The sequence below is a fragment of the Ferrimonas kyonanensis DSM 18153 genome (assembly GCF_000425405.1).
GTDB lineage: Bacteria > Pseudomonadota > Gammaproteobacteria > Enterobacterales > Shewanellaceae > Ferrimonas > Ferrimonas kyonanensis.
The window spans coordinates 1-14,593 of the sequence record NZ_AUDJ01000027.1; the positions used below are offsets into that span (position 1 = coordinate 1).

A 14,593-nucleotide genomic window follows, 5' to 3' on the forward strand; every position below is an offset into this window, starting at 1 on the left:
GAGCTGTGGCCTTTTTTAGGATCGTCTTTTCTCTTTCAAGACGATTAATCTTGGCTTCCAGCTCTTGGATTTTACGCTGTTCTGGGGTTAATGCTTTGACCGTAGGCGTGGTGCCACCACGTTCTAGCTTGAGTTGTTCAACCCAGCGTCGAAGAGCCGTTTCGCCAACGTCCAGCGATCTTGCAGCTTCAGGGATTGAGTACCCCTGATCTAGAACCAAACAAGCTGTATCCACTTTGAACTCAGCTGAAAATGTACGTCGTTGTCGTTTTGTCATTGAACACCTCATTTACGGCGGTGACTTTACCACCTAATTTGGTGTCCGGGATCATTAGACCACTACAAAGGGGTAAATGGCTGATGTGTATCATGGATGAGGGCGACGCTTAGGGTAAAATCCCGGTCTCTGTGCCCCAGATGGCGCAGCAAATAATAACAGTACTGCCCTACAGGAGTTCCCATGACGTCACTCGAGAAGATGAAAGCCGGTCTGCCCTACAACCTGTTTGATCCGCAACTGGGTAAGATTCGAAAAAAGGCGGAACGGCTGGTGTTTCAATTTAATCATGAACCGGATGCCGAGATTCGGCGTGAATACCTGGTCCAACTCGGGATCAAGATGCACCCTACCGCCCACATTCAGCAACCGTTTCGCACCTGTTACGGTTGTCACATCGAGATTGGTGAGCACAGTTTTATCAACTGGGACGCGGTGATCCTGGACCACGGTGGGGTGCGTATCGGCAACAAGGTGATGATCGGCCCCAAGGTGCAGATTTATACGGTGGCTCACGATCTGGATGCCGACGCCCGCGCCGCCGGAGAGGAAACCGCCGCCCCGGTGGTGATCGAGGATAAAGCCTGGATTGGCGGTGGTGCCATCATTCTGCCCGGAGTGACCATCGGCGCCGAGGCGATCGTGGGCGCCGGTGCCGTGGTCACCAAAGACGTCGCCGCCGGCACTAAGGTGGGTGGCAATCCGGCGCGGGTCATCGGTTGAGCGCCTTGGTGTCATTTTTTTACAAGCCAGTCATCAAATGCTGTGCTGTAATGACCGTCATTCGAGGAGCAGTGTCGGAGCCGAAGTGAACCGAGTCAGTTATCATAAGACCAGTATTGAGGACGTCAGCCTGATTGACGCCCATTACCGCCGGTTTGCCTTTGAGCGTCATTTTCACCTGGATTATCATTTGGGCCTGATCACCGAAGGGGAGCAGCGGTACTATTGCCGTGGCAGTTGGCATCACGCCGGTCCGGGTCAACTGGTGATCATGCCGCCGGGAGAGACCCACGACGGTCAACCGCAGGCGGAGCAGGGCTACCGGGTTAAGGTCTTTGCCCTGGGCGCGGAGTGGGTACGCAATCAGAGCCGGAGTGGCAATCGGCACACCCTGGTTTGTCAGCAGATCACCGACCCGGGTTTGTACGCGCAGTTGAGCCAGTGTCACCATTGGCTCAGGCAGCCAGAGCTCCCCCAACTGGCGCAGGATTGCCTGCCGCGAGAGGCCATCAATGTGCTGCTTGAACGCCATGGCGGTGGCAGCGTAACCCCTTCAGTGGCGTTGGGACGACGGCAGTTGTCTGAGATTCGAGACTATTTGATGGCTCACCTTGACCAGCGAATTCGTCTCGAAGACCTTAGCCACCTGTGCCAATTGAGTCCTTCACAACTGCTGCGGCAGTTTAAGACCCTGACCGGCATGACACCCTACGCCTGGCTGGCTCGGTTGCGACTGGAGCAGGGGATGGCGCTGTTGCGTCTGGGTCTGCCCATTGCCGAGGTGGCGCTGCAAGTCGGCTTCTATGATCAATCCCATTTTGCCAAGGCGTTTAAGCGCCAGTTTTTGGTGGCTCCATCTCAGCTGTTCGCCACCTGTCATTGATCGCTTGACGATCGCCCGTTAGATCGACCGAGGAACTCCATGAACGAAACTACCGTGTTGCTGACGCTGGCGTCGGTGCACTTTGTTGCCTTAATGAGCCCGGGGCCCGATTTTGCCCTGGTGGTGCAACATGCTGGTCGCCATGGCCGTCGTACCGGCGTCTTTATTGCCCTGGGCCTGTCGTTGGGGATCTTGCTGCATGCGCTGTTTAGTTTGACCGGGGTCAGTTTCCTGATTCAGCAGCACCCGCTGTGGTTTCTGTGCATCAAGCTGGCGGGGGGCAGTTATCTATTGTGGTTGGGTATCGGAGCCCTGAGGTACGTGATTCGCCATTGGCGCCAACGTCACAGCCTGGGAGCGACGCCAGCCGCGGTTGCGTCGGCCAGTACCAGCCCCCGCCGCGCGCTGATAAAGGGGTTCACCACCAACATCCTTAATCCCAAGGCGCTGGTATTTTTCGTCAGCTTGATGTCGTCGCTGGTGCCAGTGTCGATGTCGACCCAGGGCAAGATGATGGCGCTGCTGATCATCTGGAGTCTCTCTTTTGGCTGGTTTGCCTCCCTGGCCTGGTTGTTAACCAGTCAGCGATTGCAACAACGACTCAACCGGGCCCGGCTGGGAATTGACGGGGTGTGCGGAGCGCTGTTTACGGTGCTCGGTGGGGGCATTGTGATCCAAAGCCTGGTGATGGCGCTGACCTAGGCCACATGACCGGATCAGCGCCTGTCGTTCCTAAGGGGCCGGGTTCAGCGTCACTGCCTCCTTAAGGGCATCGAGTATGGCCATCTGCCCCTGATCGGTGAGAGTCAGGGCCATCAGCGCGTAAGGGGGGCGCACGGCTCGCGACTCAAATCGAGTCGGGTCCAGCGGAATCGCCACTTGATGGCGACCCGGCTCCAACCACAAGGCGATGTCACTGCGCATCGCAGCCTGAAGTTTGCCGCTGTTATCCTGGCCCCCCAGTACCGCTCGCAACTGATAGCGCCCGGCTTTGGCGACGCTGACGTCGGTGACCAGCGCCTGCAGTTGCCCCTGATGCCACTGTTCCCGGGCCACGCCCGATAACGACGCGGTTTGTGCCACCCGTTTAAATGCCGTTTTGACGCTGCGTTTGATGTCGATGCCATCGACGCGGCTGAGGCTGTGGATCACCAGTTCACTGAAACCGGCGGCAACGATGGGCTCATCATTGAGATCGAGGCGGGCAACGTAGTGACCGTCGCTGGAATGGAGAGGGACCGAGCGTCGTTGGCCGTTTTCCAGCACCAATAGGGCAGTCAGATCGGTGTCGGCAGTCAGTTGGCCTGGCCAGTCGATTGCCAGCTGCAGATCGGCGTCATCGCGGTGCAGAGACGAGGGCGCCGAGACGGCCAGCTGATGGGGACTGCCTTTTTCCTTGACGTGCACCAGGTAGCGAGCATCCGCCAGCAGAGGCTGGCCGACGCTAAGCCGGTACGACCCCGGCTTTAGCTTGCTGGACAACAACAGGGCACTGGAATCGTCGTCGACGCCGGCACTGGCCATGATCATGGCATTGGTGGCGGATTGAATCAGAGGTTCACTGTCTTGGCGGGAGGCCTGGTTGGCCTTTTGCAGTGAGTGCCGCAGTTCCACGGTGGTGGGGTCGATGGCATCGCCGTGGATCAGGGTGCCGCTGCGCAGATCGGCCCGGGGAGCCAGACGCACTAACCCACCGGGTTGGCTGAGGATCAGTTCGATGCCTTGATTCAACTGGCGGCCACTGACCTCGTGCCAGTATTCGTCGCTGCTGCGACTCTGCTGGCCTTTGGGCCCGGCAATATCGGCATCGTCGGCGTTGCTGATGTAACTGACGGTTTCAGTCTTGCTGTTGACCGGTGTGAACTCGCTGCTTTGCGGCGGCGGTGCCGTGGTAGGCAGAACGACGGTGGTCGGGGCCGAGTCGGTGCTGTGGGGATCAGTTGCCGCAGTGTTGCTGTCGCCACATCCGCTCAACAGCAGCAGGGCCGCAGTTAACCTAAGGTAGGAATTGGGGATCATGGGGGTCTCCTAAAGGTGGTTGCGAAGCAGGCTGTCGAGGTTAAAACAGGCGCGGCGACTCTGGTGGTGGCTGAGAGGCTCGCGGCCTCGGGTTCGTTCGGTGTCGGTAAACCACTCCTGACCGGCGGCGCGTTGAGAGCTGCATTCCAGGAAGCCGTCGGAGCAGTCATCCAGCCAGTTCTGGGTGGTTTCCAGGCCCACCTGGTACTGATAGCCCCCGCAGTAGCTGTCGCTGTCCCAGATGGCGGAGTCCACGTCGGAGCCGACCACGGATTCAAACAGACTTGGCAAGGAGGGGCGCCCGGCGGTGCCATACAACCAGCTGGCGTTGTAGTTGGCCATCCAGCTTTCCTGCTGCATCTTAACGGCATCGCTGTCGTAACCCAGTAGCCAGCCAAGGGTGGACTCAAACACATTGCCGTTGGTGACGGCATCCGCCAGAGGGGTTCCGGCACTGGAGGGGGCCAATGCCACCACTCGCGAGGTGGCGTCGATGATGGCCGGGTAGCGACCATCCCAACTGGGGTTGGACAACAGCCATCGCACCACATTGCCGCCGTTGGAATGGGTGATCAAAATCAGATCGTCGACATTGCGTTCGGCCATAAAGTCGGTCAGCTGTGCCGCCAGACAGCCGGCAGCGCCCTCGGTCCACATGTACTGATCGAAGTCGCAATTGATGACGACGGTGTTGGCGGGATTTTCGATGCCCTGACGAACGGAGTCAACGAACTCCGTAGTCCAGTAGTCATCCAGTGCATTGGTTTGTTTGCCGGTGCCATGGACGAAAGCCAGTCCGGTGGTGGCAACGGCGGGACTGGCCACCAGCAGGCACACCAGGGTGTTGAGATAGGTCATTTGACGCTCTTCGGTTAGATGATCTGTTGCTGTTTCAGCCAGTACGCCACAGATCTGACCTGTTGCCGAAGCTAAGGCAGCGTCGGCACAGGATCAAGGGGCCTGGAAGAGCTGGGTTGGGAAAGGCAACCGCCTAAGAAGCCGCTCAGGGATGGTTCTGTCCGGCGCTGATAGGGGTGCAGAGAGGCAAGACGACGCTGGGTCTCGGTGACTTCAGAGATTGTCGCTATGGGTTAGTGGCAATGGCTTACACTGAACTACGCCACTCAGGACAGCCACAGCCATACGCCCAGTACCACCATCACCGTTCCGGAGAGGCGGTGCAGTCGTTTGACGTTGTCCTGGCGCAGCAGTGCTCGAAGGCGACTGCCTCCGGTGGCGTACAAAGTCATGCACACCAGCTCACACAGCAGAATGATCGCCAGTAACAGGCTCAACTGAGGCAGCAAGGGGCGTTGGTGATCGATAAAGGGCGGCAGCAGCGATACCATAAAGGCCCAGCCCTTAGGGTTCGCCAGCGCAGTGGTCAGGCCGCGAACAAACAACTGCCTCGGTGACACATCGGTTACCCGATCGCCGCTGTCCAGTTGACCGCTGCGGCGCCAGGCACACCACCCCAGATAGATCAGGTAGCCGCCACCAACCCCCTGCAGCAGCAACAACAGCGACGGTTGGGCCAGCAGCAGCGCCGAGACTCCGAGCAGGGCGGAGGTGGCCACAATGGCGACGCCAAGCAACTCGCCGGCCATCATTGGCAGGGTCCGTTTCAGGCCGATGGTCATGCCCAGACTCAGGGCCAGCAGCATGCACAGCCCCGGGGTGATGGAGACAGCAAAGAAGGTGGGAAGGAAGATCAGCAGGGTAGACCAGTCAGGCATGGTAATAACGGCACAGTCACAGTGGAATCGAAGGCGGACAAGGGTACGTTAAACGCCGGTTTAAGGCCAGTAACCCTGGGCCAGTAACCAAGGGGGCGAGGTTATCGCCCCCCAATGGCCTATTGGCGACAGTCGGCGAACAGATCCAGCTGCGGTTGATACAGGCTGGTGTGCACATCCATGATTCCCAGCATGCTGTGAAAAAAGTTGTCATGGGACAGTTCGGCCTGCTCGCCTTTTTTGACCAGGCACTGTCGGTCAATGCCCTTGTCGCGGCTAAAAGCGTCAGAAAACCACATCAGCCATGGCACGGTGGTTTGCTGCTTTGGCGCCAGTCCATAGGGGAATCCATGCAGGTACAGGCCGTTCTCGCCGAGAGATTCGCCGTGATCCGACAGGTAGACCAGTGCGGTCTTGTACCGATCGCTCATTCCCTGGAGCCGTTTGATGGTTTGATTTAACACGTAGTCGGTATAGCGAATGGTGTTGTCGTAGACATTGACCAACTCCTGTTCGGTACAGGTCTCGATGTTGTTGCTGTTGCACGCCGGCGTAAAAGCGGCCATGGATTGAGGGTACCGCTGGTAGTAGGTGGGGCCGTGGCTGCCGATCAGGTGCAGCACCACCACTCGATTGCCTTGCATCGCGTCTATCTGGGTGTCGAAGTCCTCAAGCAGTACTTCATCTACGCAAACGCCGCCCTCACAAAACTGCGGGTGGGCGCTGGGGTCCACCGGTAAGTAAGACATTCGTTTGGCGACGCCTTTGCTGCCACCGTCGTTGTCTTTCCAAACGCTGTCGATGCCGGCGTAGCCGAAGATGTCCATCAAGTTGGACTGATTGCGAGCCCGCTTGCCATCAAAGCCGCTGCGCGTCTGGGGTGAGAACAGGCAGGGTACCGACACCGCGGTAGCGGTGCCGCAGGAGCTGACTCGCTTCATTGAGATCAGGTTTTTATCCTGTGTAAACGGGGTGGTGGGCCTGGAGTAGCCGTTATACGCCAGGTTCATGCTGCGAGCGGTTTCCCCGACAACGATGACCATCAGCGTTGGTTTGTCATCGGCGGCCAGCGGCGATTGGCTGGCGTCCTGGCCCAGAGTTTCAAACGGCACCGGGGTGGTGAGGAAGGTGTTGTTGATGTATTTGGCACTGCTGTAGATAAAATGGGTCGGCACAATCATGGTCTTTAAATAGCTGTTATTGCGTCCTACCGAGGAGTAATCCTTGTAGTAGAAGAAGGCGATGGCCAACACGCACAGCACCGACAGTGTTACCGAGGCGGCTTTATGCAACAGCTCTCCGGCCAGAGTTTGTCGTTGGCAGAGGCGCACTCGGCACACCACCAGGGTTGGCAGCAGGGCGGTAATGGTCAGCCACAACACCACATTGAGGTTGAGGTAGGAACCGGCCTCGGCGGGATTGGTTTCAAACAGGTTTTCAATCATGCCGTAATCAAACACCACGCCGTAGGTGAGCATGGTGTAACTGACCAGCGACGAACTGATGATCAACATTATCACCAACGGTTTGGTGATCCCTTTCCAGCAGCACAGTGCCAGCACCAGGTTCAGTACGGCGATGACAAACAGGGGAATCGATGCGACAAAGCCGTAGTCGACGTGTTCCAGTTGCTGAAAGATGCGCTCCAGCGCCAGATAAAAAGGCAGATTGAAAGCCAGGGCAATGTAGGCAGACACCGCCAGGGCCAAGGTACAGGGGTGCAACGTCGGCGAGCGAAACCAGCGAGCGTTCATTGGGCGCTCCCTCCTGGCAGAGTCGAGGGCGATCCCCAACTCGGCACCGAGTCGAAAGTTGTGCCTGAGAAGCGGTGGCGATTGGGGCGGGTGGCGACTGTCATGATCAATATGGACCTGTCCTGGACGGGCTCGGCGCCTGGGAAAGGCGGCGGCGTCGTGCTCTGGTGAGTGAGAGTCACCATTGTCTCTGCGAGCTGCCAACAGTGGGGTAAGCTCGCGTAAGGTCTGGTCATTGGTGTAAGGAAAGTGAGGGGCGATGTAACGGCGAGTAAGCAGGGGGAGAGCTGGGTAAGCGACTCAGCTTAAAAGCGCAGGCGGTCAGGAGTGACTGGTTCGTTTTGGCGTCCTGACCGCCTGAAAGGTTACAGGGTAAACCGACCGGCCTGACCATTTAGATCATGGGCCATACGAGACAGTTCACTGCTGGAATCGGCGATGGTGCGGGTAGCATCTTCGGTTTCACTGATGCCGGAGTTGATGGTCTCGATGTTGCGTGCTATCTCATCGATGGTGGTGGTTTGCTGCTCGGTGGCGGCGGCGATCTGGGTAACCATGTCAAAGATGCCGCTGACTTCTTGGGATACCAATTTATTAATTTGGTTGGCATTTTGGGCCAGGTCCTGAACTTGGCGGGCCTGTTCTACATTGGCGTTCATCTTATCCGCAGCCTCGGTGGTGCTGCTAACGATGGCGTCGATGATTCCTTCAATTTCGGCGGTAGATTCCTGAGTAGATTGAGCCAGTTTGCGAACCTCGTCGGCAACGACGGCGAAGCCCCGGCCGTGCTCACCGGCACGGGCTGCTTCGATGGCCGCATTGAGCGACAACAGATTGGTTTGTTCTGAAATTTGCTTAATGACGTTCAATACATTGGCAATTTTGTCAGAGTTGCGACGCAGAGTGACCATCTCTTCGGCGGTACCAGCGGTCGTCTGCGCCAGACTCACCAGCGATTGATAAGTCTGATCGATGTGCTGGGCCCCTTCGGTGGCTTTGCTCAACACAGCTTCACACACTGAACTGGCGTTGGCGGTGGTGGCGGCCACTTCATTGATGGTGGCATTCATCTCGGTTGTGGCGGTGACCGCCTGAGTGGACTGCACCTGTTGATCGGCGACAGCGGTACTGGTTTGTTCGGTGACCGCGGCGAGTTCATCAGCGGTGGTACCCTGGGCCATGGCGACGTCGGTCAATTGTCCCACCATCTGTTTCAGGTTGGTGACCATCTGGTTCAGTGCTTGCTGTAATTGACCCAGTTCGTCGTGGCGGGTGTGGATTAGCGTTTGAGTAAGATCGCCTTCTGCTACCTGCTGGGCCAGAGCGGCAGCGGCCACAACGGGCTTGGCTAGGGCGCGGGCGAACAGGGCGCCGACAAAGGCAATGGCTACCGTGGCCGCTGCGATAAGCCCAAGGCTGGCGTAAGTGGTGGTATTGATGGGGGCGAAGGCCTCGGCGACGTCCAACTCACTGATGACCACCCACGAGTGTTGATCGATGGCCAAATGGCTGTAAGCCGATAGCACCGGATTGCCATTGTAGTCCTGAGTCTGCATCACGCCGGTGGCACCGCTGAGCCCGCGGGCGACGGGTTCGGTGTCGACGCCATTGTCCGCGATTGTACCGGCAAAACTGGCACTAATAGAGTGCCCTTGGGGGTCCAGATAGGAGTCGGATCGCATTCGTTTATCTTCACCGACCAGATAGCTTTCGCCACTGTCCCCCATGCCTTCCCGAACCGACATGATGGCGGCAATGCCCGCCTGTGATAACTGCAACGCCAGCACTCTCTGGCTATCGGCAATCGGTGTGGCGATAAAGGCGGCGGGTTCGTTGTTGCTGGGGGCATAGGGGCGGTAGTCGCTTAGCTGGGTGCGGCCACTGGTTTCGACGCGTCGATACAAGCTACCGAGGTTACTGTCGGCGTAAGGGCCATCAATTAGGTTGGTATTGAAATCCGCTTCTTTGGCGACGCTGTAAATGATCTGGCCTTGTGCATCGATGATAAACAGATCGTAGTAGTGGTTGGCATTGATGAATTGTTTAAAGTAGCGATCCCTGTGTGCGGCATCGATGCTGGACAAGCTGGCTGCCATCAATTCAATTTCAGATTTTCTGGCATCAAAGAAACGCTCTAACTGGTGTTTTTTGATTGTATTGACTGACTCTAATTGCTGAAGCACAGCGGTTTCAATGGTCTGTCGAGTATTCAAGGTCGATATCAAGGTAATCAACAGGGCCGGAATGACCCCGATAGCCATAAACATGGCTACTAATTTTCCTTGTAGTCGCCAGTGGCGGAATCCCGCCACTCCGGTACTTGTTGTTGCGGTCATGGTGTTCCCTAATTCAACGCGTTGTGTGGTTGTTAGTTGTTGTTGTCTGCGCCGTCCTTGGGCCGTTTCGGACTCGTCTCAACTCCCTGGTCGATGTCGGTGTTGCCACCGTAAAAACCGAATGAAATTCAGCATATAACACAAAAGCTGCAGCCTTGTTAACTTCGCATTTTTATGTTGGGTAACAACCATTGGAAATCCCTGTTTTTCGATTTAGGGCTAGATCAGCGTAATACTGAATTGAGGGTTCAGTTCGATTAGCGGGCAGATGACCGACGCTGATTTAAAGAGGAAGGGTGTTATTACTGCCTGAAGTTTAGTCATTTTTCTTTGTTTTAAATCAAATGTATGGCCTCAGTTGGACGATGGCCCCAATCGCATTATTGTGATTTTGTCTGTTGTCCCTCCTAAGTAGTATTTAACTCAATGACCAGCCACTACTTAAAGAGGACACCCATGAAACCCTTAGCCCTGGCGATAGCCACTGCCTCGATTGCCGGTTGTGCCTTTGCCGCCGAACCGATTCAAATCATAGAACCTGCCGTGATCACCCAACCGGAAAAGGTGGCACTGGGAGAGCGGTTGTTTTTTGAGCCCAGGTTGTCTAAGTCGGGTTTTTTGTCCTGCAACAGTTGTCACAACCTGGCTATGGGTGGGGTCGACATATTGCCGACCTCCATCGGCCATAACTGGCAACAGGGGCCGATCAATGCGCCGACGGTACTGAATGCCAAGTACATGCTGGCCCAGTTCTGGGATGGACGTGCCGCAAACCTGCAAGAGCAGGCTGCCGGTCCTATCGCCAACCCTAAGGAGATGGCGCTGGAGCACGCCATTGCCCTGGAGGTACTGGAGTCGATTCCAGAGTATCAGGCAGAGTTTAAAGCCGTGTATGGTTCGTCAGGCATCAACCTGGAGCGGGTCACCGATGCCATTGCGGCATTTGAAGAGACGCTGGTGACCCCCAACAGTCGCTTTGATCTGTGGCTGCAAGGGGACAAGCAGGCGTTGTCTGAGGATGAGAAACAGGGGTATGCCTTGTTTAAATCCAACGGCTGTGCGGCTTGTCACAATGGACCGGCTGCCGGCGGAACGATGTACCAGAAGATGGGCCTGATGCAGCCCTTTGTCACCGACAATCCGGCTCAGGGTCGAATGGATGTGACCGGTCGGGAAGGGGATCGGATGGTATTTAAGGTGCCGACACTGAGAAATATCGAACTGACGTACCCCTATTTCCATGACGGCTCCACCTACGATCTGCAGCAGGCGGTGGTGACCATGCAGCGCGTGCAACTGGGGCGGGAGCTCAGCGATGAGGATGCCGCCAGCATTACCGCCTTTTTGAAAACCCTGACCGGAGAGCAGCCTAGGATCACTCTGCCAATCCTGCCGCCCTCAACCAGCGCCACGCCGCAGCCGGCGCCGTTTAACTGAGCATCAAAAAGGGCGCCAACCGGCGCCCTTAATCTGCACGGATTAGGATCAGGCCTGATACAGCTTGGCCAGTTCCATGGCGTCGATCTCTTCGCCATCCAGTGACAACTGCCAGTCGCAACCGATGAGGACACCGTCCTGATTCAGCTCATTGAGCCAAATCTCGAAAAAGTCTTCCAGTGGAATCATCGCCACGTCGTACTCTTCCCACTCGTCAACGCAGTGTTCACGGGCGGCACTTTCACTGGACCACAGTGGCAATACATCGGCATTCTCAAACTGAGCAGAATCGCAGATGACCCACTCCTCGCCCTTCGTCAGCCCCCAGAACCCACGGCCTTCAAAGGTGGCATCCACAAAACGCTTTACGGTATCGGATACGGTATTCATGTTAATCATGCTGGCCTCTATGAGTTGGCAAATGGGGCATTGAGCTGACGTTTCAACACCGGGTTGCGACGCGCAGCTTTAAGATTCTTGAGCATCAGCTTGATGCCATGGCCCAAGACACTTTCCAGGTGACCGGCTTTCTGCTCTTCGGTGATGTCGGCGTCCTGGGTCATGCGCAGGGCTTCTGCGGTGGCGCCCAGCAAGTTATAGGTGACCGAGGCATGCAACTGCTCGAAGCTGCCCATGACATTCTGGGCACTGGCGGGCAGGCGCTCGAAATCTTCCCTCAGAGGCGCTTCAATCGCTTCGTGGATGGACGCCAGGCCGGCATGACCTTCTGGTTCCAGTTGGTAGAAATCGGCAATGGTCTGCAGCTCTGGGGCCAGGGTTGGGGTGTCGCTCATGGGAATATCCTAAGGTACCGGGAAAGCCGGATGGTAAAAAACGCCAATTGTAGCAGCATTCCCTTATTAACCATAAGAAAACCGGCCTCGAGGCCGGTTTTTGAGCGTGACGAAGGCTAGGGCAATTGCTGGCTCAATTGCTCAACCACCTCTGGCGGTGCTACGGCTTGCAGTCGCTGTAAACAGGCCCGGGCCGACGCCGATTGCTGCTTGACCTCCAGTTCACATAACGCAAACAGGTGCTGCGGTCTGCCACTGGCGCCATAGGCTGCCGCCATCGCCTGACGGGCCGCGGCGGGGTTGACCGGGGCCAGAGCCAGGCCGAAGACGTAATGAAAGTGAGCGTTATCGGGCTCCAGCTCGGTTGCGCGCTGCAGTGAAGAGAGTGCCCGGGCTGAGTGTCCCGCACGCAGCATCGCCAGGCCGTGGGCAAAGGGAAGCGCGGCAGAATCCGGTTGCGCTGCCATCCCCTGTTTCAGCGTTTCGGCCGCCAGGGTCTCCTTTCCCTGAGTGCGATAGAGATCGGCCAGGTTGGCGTAGGCCAGCGCAAAATGCGGCTCCACTTTGATGGCGCCCAGGTACAGGGCTTCTGCCTGTTGCCACTGTCCCTGCCAGAGTGCGAGATTGGCCAGGTTGGTGCGAGCAAACCCACGATCGCCGTTGAAGCGCTGGCTGTCGCGATACTCCGCCAGGGGCGCCGCCAGAGCCTGCTGCTGTTTCGGGCCGAGTCGCTGCCAGTTCGCCGCCAGGGCGGCGGCGGTTTCAATGCGGACCACCAACACCGGATCAGACAGCAACGGTGCGATCAGCTGCCAGCGATCGTGGCTCGAGTAGGGCGCCGAGCCATACACGGCGCCCAATCGAACCCAGGGATCGTGGTTTTTCACCGCCCGCGTGAGCGCGACCAGGCCGTTGCGACCAGGAAATTGCTGCAGACGCTGCAGTGCGGCTGCTCGAATGAGGTCGGTGCGGTGAATGTCTTGTGCGATGTAGGACAGGGCATTGCCCGCTGCTGTGTCGCCGGCCTCGGCGGCGGCAAACGCCAGGGCCGTGTGGTGGTTGTCACTGTTGTCGGACCCCGGATACCAGTCCCGGGCATGGTCTGCAGCCCACTGGGGGGACTGGTTCTGATGGCAGTTGTTACAGGCGTTGGGCACACCGATCTGGGTACTGAGCCAGGGGCTGGGCACCTTAAAGCCGTGATCCCGGCGTCGATCGATGCCCATGTAGGTGGTTTGAGGCATATGGCAGTCGACACAGTCAGCCCCGGCGTTACCCGGTTCATGGTGATGGTGGGCCGGCGTATCAAATTGAACCGGATTGTGACACTGGCCGCACAGGGCATTTCCTTGCAGCAGTGTCCGGGTCGAGTGGGGGTTGTGGCACTGACTGCAACTGACGCCAGCGTCGTGCATCTTGGACTGCAGAAACGACCCATAGACGTAAACTTCGTCGTCGATCTGACCATCCGGGTAGTACTGGTTGGGGTGAATCAGGTTAAGGGCGTAGCGATCGCCCAGCGGTTGCTCCGGTGCAAGTGGTGCATCGCTGAGTTGCAGGCGACGACTGTGGCAGCGGGCACAGGTATCCAGCTGATGGCTGGTGTTTACCTGATGACCCGGTTGGGCGGTGGCCTGATTCGGCGACCTTTGCCAATGGGGTACGGCTTTGTTCAGCGTCCGATCAAACCCCTTGTGCGCCACATCGGCAGCCCCGGATGCGGCCCAACTGAGGTGATCACTGCCGGGACCATGGCAGGCTTCGCAGCCGACATTGATTTCACTCCAGCGGCTTTGGTAGCGATTGGTGTCGAAGTCATAGCCCTTAGTCAGGTTGGTGGAGTGGCAGTCGGCGCACATGTAATTCCAATTCTGACCGGGGTTGGTCCAGTAAAACTCATCATGGGGTTCGCTGTTTGGATAGAGGTGATACCAGCGCTGGCCACCATCGCCGCGCTCTCGGTTATCCCAGGCGAAGGGGATTAACTGCCGTCGTCCGCCTTCCAGTTCCACCAGGTATTGTTGCAGTGGATCAAAGCCAAAGGTGTGGGTGACTTGATAGTCCCTGAAGGTGCCGCTGGCGTCTTTAAGGCGGGCAAAGTAGCGGCCTTTGTCGGTATAAAACCGGTATTGTTCTCCTTTAAAATCGATGCTGACATCGTCAAAATCCCCCAGCACCCGGTCTTCGGTGGCGTGGTTCATGGCCTGCTCGTGATCCGACCCCAGCCACTGCAGGTATTCGGTGTCATGGCATTGCCGGCACGAGGACGAACCGACAAACTCGGCGCCACTCAAGGACGTCGATGGCAGCAGCAGCCCCAGCAGGTACAGAGTCCGAACGTGTCTGATCATCACCTTCCCTTGAACATTCATCCATGACATCCACGGAGAGGACCTTGTCATCCCGGCGGCCTCCTGATGTCCGGTTCCGTGTCACTGTCGGCGCGGCCGCCGGATTGGTGCACTGACAATGACGGCCGTGTTAACGACCTGGTTGATTGACTTCCTGACTCACACAACCGAAAAGCTAGATAATCATTACAGAAATTTCAGCTCGCTTCCACAAGCTGCCAGGACAAGTTCGGTTTCGATAGGGGTGCTGAATCGTGGCGAACCGGTTGGCAAGGGCTGCGAT

Annotated in this window: 13 protein-coding genes; 4 read left to right on the plus strand and 9 right to left on the minus strand. The window is 57.5% G+C overall.

Going from position 1 to position 14,593, the window contains the following annotated elements; genetic code table 11:
• Positions 1 to 277: IS3 family transposase (locus H598_RS0109925; RefSeq protein WP_028112890.1), on the minus strand; the 277-nt coding region annotated here is incomplete at its 3' end.
• Between the two features lie 201 nt (positions 278 to 478).
• Here H598_RS0109925 and H598_RS27105 point away from each other — a divergent pair.
• The 3 genes from H598_RS27105 (at position 479) to H598_RS0109940 (ending at position 2,585) form a co-directional block, all read left to right on the plus strand.
• Positions 479 to 1,000, plus strand: coding sequence for a sugar O-acetyltransferase (locus H598_RS27105; protein ID WP_425402357.1), 522 nt, complete (start codon positions 479 to 481; stop codon positions 998 to 1,000).
• Between the two features lie 85 nt (positions 1,001 to 1,085).
• A complete protein-coding gene (locus tag H598_RS0109935; RefSeq protein ID WP_028112892.1) occupies positions 1,086 to 1,883 on the plus strand; it encodes an AraC family transcriptional regulator in 798 nt (265 codons plus the stop codon).
• Positions 1,884 to 1,922: 39 nt separating this feature from the next.
• On the plus strand, positions 1,923 to 2,585 hold the full coding sequence (locus H598_RS0109940; protein ID WP_028112893.1) for a LysE family translocator: 663 nt from the start codon (positions 1,923 to 1,925) through the stop codon (positions 2,583 to 2,585).
• A gap of 30 nt (positions 2,586 to 2,615) precedes the next feature.
• On the opposite strand, the gene H598_RS0109945 is transcribed toward H598_RS0109940, so the two are convergent.
• From H598_RS0109945 to H598_RS0109965, 5 genes are all read right to left on the minus strand, one after another.
• Complete coding sequence (locus tag H598_RS0109945; protein WP_028112894.1) at positions 2,616 to 3,902, minus strand: DUF4785 domain-containing protein; 1,287 nt, start codon at positions 3,900 to 3,902, stop codon at positions 2,616 to 2,618.
• Between the two features lie 9 nt (positions 3,903 to 3,911).
• Positions 3,912 to 4,760, minus strand: coding sequence for a lipase family protein (locus H598_RS0109950; RefSeq protein ID WP_028112895.1), 849 nt, complete (start codon positions 4,758 to 4,760; stop codon positions 3,912 to 3,914).
• 266 nt (positions 4,761 to 5,026) lie between these two features.
• Positions 5,027 to 5,638: a LysE family translocator gene (locus H598_RS0109955; RefSeq protein ID WP_028112896.1), complete on the minus strand. Its 612-nt coding sequence runs from the start codon at positions 5,636 to 5,638 to the stop codon at positions 5,027 to 5,029.
• Positions 5,639 to 5,757: 119 nt separating this feature from the next.
• The gene (locus H598_RS0109960; RefSeq protein ID WP_051252640.1) at positions 5,758 to 7,392 is read right to left on the minus strand and encodes a phosphoethanolamine transferase; all 1,635 of its coding nucleotides are present in this window, start codon (positions 7,390 to 7,392) and stop codon (positions 5,758 to 5,760) included.
• A gap of 365 nt (positions 7,393 to 7,757) precedes the next feature.
• Complete coding sequence (locus H598_RS0109965; protein WP_245595586.1) at positions 7,758 to 9,659, minus strand: methyl-accepting chemotaxis protein; 1,902 nt, start codon at positions 9,657 to 9,659, stop codon at positions 7,758 to 7,760.
• Positions 9,660 to 10,184: 525 nt separating this feature from the next.
• Here H598_RS0109965 and H598_RS0109970 point away from each other — a divergent pair.
• On the plus strand, positions 10,185 to 11,165 hold the full coding sequence (locus H598_RS0109970; protein WP_028112899.1) for a cytochrome-c peroxidase: 981 nt from the start codon (positions 10,185 to 10,187) through the stop codon (positions 11,163 to 11,165).
• 48 nt (positions 11,166 to 11,213) lie between these two features.
• Here H598_RS0109970 and H598_RS0109975 read toward each other — a convergent pair whose 3' ends face one another.
• The 3 genes from H598_RS0109975 to H598_RS0109985 all read right to left on the minus strand — a co-directional run bounded on the left by H598_RS0109975 (position 11,214) and on the right by H598_RS0109985 (position 14,310).
• Positions 11,214 to 11,564 (minus strand): DUF2750 domain-containing protein, encoded by a 351-nt coding sequence (locus H598_RS0109975; RefSeq protein ID WP_051252642.1) that lies wholly within the window; start codon positions 11,562 to 11,564, stop codon positions 11,214 to 11,216.
• Positions 11,565 to 11,572: 8 nt separating this feature from the next.
• Positions 11,573 to 11,959 carry a DUF3069 domain-containing protein gene (locus H598_RS0109980; RefSeq protein WP_035415784.1) on the minus strand — a complete coding sequence of 129 codons (387 nt, stop codon included), beginning with the start codon at positions 11,957 to 11,959 and terminating at the stop codon, positions 11,573 to 11,575.
• 116 nt (positions 11,960 to 12,075) lie between these two features.
• Positions 12,076 to 14,310 carry an ammonia-forming cytochrome c nitrite reductase subunit c552 gene (locus H598_RS0109985; protein ID WP_035415786.1) on the minus strand — a complete coding sequence of 745 codons (2,235 nt, stop codon included), beginning with the start codon at positions 14,308 to 14,310 and terminating at the stop codon, positions 12,076 to 12,078.
• Between the last annotated feature and the right edge of the window lie 283 nt (positions 14,311 to 14,593).

Bases quoted from the DNA above. Each gene is read 5' to 3' on its own strand.
- H598_RS27105 (WP_425402357.1), top strand. From the start codon at position 479: ATGAAAGCCGGTCTGCCCTACAACCTGTTTGATCCGCAACTGGGTAAG.
- H598_RS0109940 (WP_028112893.1), top strand. From the start codon at position 1,923: ATGAACGAAACTACCGTGTTGCTGACGCTGGCGTCGGTGCACTTTGTT.
- H598_RS0109945 (WP_028112894.1), bottom strand. From the start codon at position 3,902: ATGATCCCCAATTCCTACCTTAGGTTAACTGCGGCCCTGCTGCTGTTG.
- H598_RS0109950 (WP_028112895.1), bottom strand. From the start codon at position 4,760: ATGACCTATCTCAACACCCTGGTGTGCCTGCTGGTGGCCAGTCCCGCC.
- H598_RS0109955 (WP_028112896.1), bottom strand. From the start codon at position 5,638: ATGCCTGACTGGTCTACCCTGCTGATCTTCCTTCCCACCTTCTTTGCT.
- H598_RS0109960 (WP_051252640.1), bottom strand. From the start codon at position 7,392: ATGAACGCTCGCTGGTTTCGCTCGCCGACGTTGCACCCCTGTACCTTG.
- H598_RS0109965 (WP_245595586.1), bottom strand. From the start codon at position 9,659: ATGTTTATGGCTATCGGGGTCATTCCGGCCCTGTTGATTACCTTGATA.
- H598_RS0109970 (WP_028112899.1), top strand. From the start codon at position 10,185: ATGAAACCCTTAGCCCTGGCGATAGCCACTGCCTCGATTGCCGGTTGT.
- H598_RS0109975 (WP_051252642.1), bottom strand. From the start codon at position 11,564: ATGATTAACATGAATACCGTATCCGATACCGTAAAGCGTTTTGTGGAT.
- H598_RS0109980 (WP_035415784.1), bottom strand. From the start codon at position 11,959: ATGAGCGACACCCCAACCCTGGCCCCAGAGCTGCAGACCATTGCCGAT.
- H598_RS0109985 (WP_035415786.1), bottom strand. From the start codon at position 14,310: ATGATCAGACACGTTCGGACTCTGTACCTGCTGGGGCTGCTGCTGCCA.